This window comes from Pseudomonas sp. EGD-AK9 (assembly GCF_000465935.2).
Lineage (GTDB): Bacteria > Pseudomonadota > Gammaproteobacteria > Pseudomonadales > Pseudomonadaceae > Aquipseudomonas.
In genome coordinates this window covers 1-707 of record NZ_AVOF01000783.1, presented here as the reverse complement: position 1 = coordinate 707, position 707 = coordinate 1, and the positions used below count along the sequence as shown (strand labels likewise).

Sequence of the window (707 nt, the reverse complement as noted above, 5' to 3'; positions counted from 1 at the left end):
CGCCGCGCTGGAGCCGGCGGTGCAGCAGGTCGAGGACAGTTGCGAGGCCTGTCACCAGGCGTTTCGCGCCTACTGATCAGCGCGCGAGTTCGGCCTCGGCCTGTTCCAGTTCGGCGCGCGCCTCGGCCAGCTTGGCCTGGCGCTTGGCGATCTTGTCCGGATCGCCCTTGCTCAGCGCATCGCGCAGGTCCATCTCGCGCTGCTCGATCTCCTGCCGCGCCTCGTCGATCTCGGCCTGGCGCTCGGCCTGCAGGGCGCCGTCGTGGCAATGCGCTTCGACCTGCGCCAGGGCCTGTTGCAGGCCGGCCACCTGGTCAGGGTTGTGGTGCTGACGGGCGATCTCGATCTTCTCCTGCAGGGTTTGGCGCTTGGCCGCGCAGCCGCTGACGCCGCTGTCGGCGAAGCTGAAGGCGGTGCTGGCGACCAGCAGGGCGAGCAGGCTGAGCTGACGAATCATGGGCTTGTCCTTATGGCGGGGGTTTGGAGGAAGACCGCGTCGCGGCGCCGGGGTTCGCTGCGGCCGAGCCAGGAAGGCGCTGACCATGATCTGGGTCAAGGTTGCGCGCGTTACTGCGCGGCGGCCTGCAGGCGCGGTTGAAAGGCGGCAATGCCGGCCTGCTGCAACTGCGCGCCGAGGCGCCGCACCTCCGGGTGCTGGAAGAACGCCAGCAGCCGCTCGGCGCCCTGCGCGCCGACGCCGCGCTGGC

The 707-nt window shown here is 70.6% G+C and carries 1 protein-coding gene; it reads right to left on the bottom strand.

Going from position 1 to position 707, the window contains the following annotated elements; all coding sequences use genetic code 11:
- Positions 1 to 76 precede the first annotated feature (76 nt).
- Entirely contained in the window at positions 77 to 457 is a 381-nt protein-coding gene (locus N878_RS23830) for a DUF1090 domain-containing protein (RefSeq protein WP_021445999.1), read from the bottom strand.
- Positions 458 to 707: the final 250 nt, after the last annotated feature.

Bases quoted from the DNA above. Each gene is read 5' to 3' on its own strand.
- N878_RS23830 (WP_021445999.1), bottom strand. From the start codon at position 457: ATGATTCGTCAGCTCAGCCTGCTCGCCCTGCTGGTCGCCAGCACCGCC.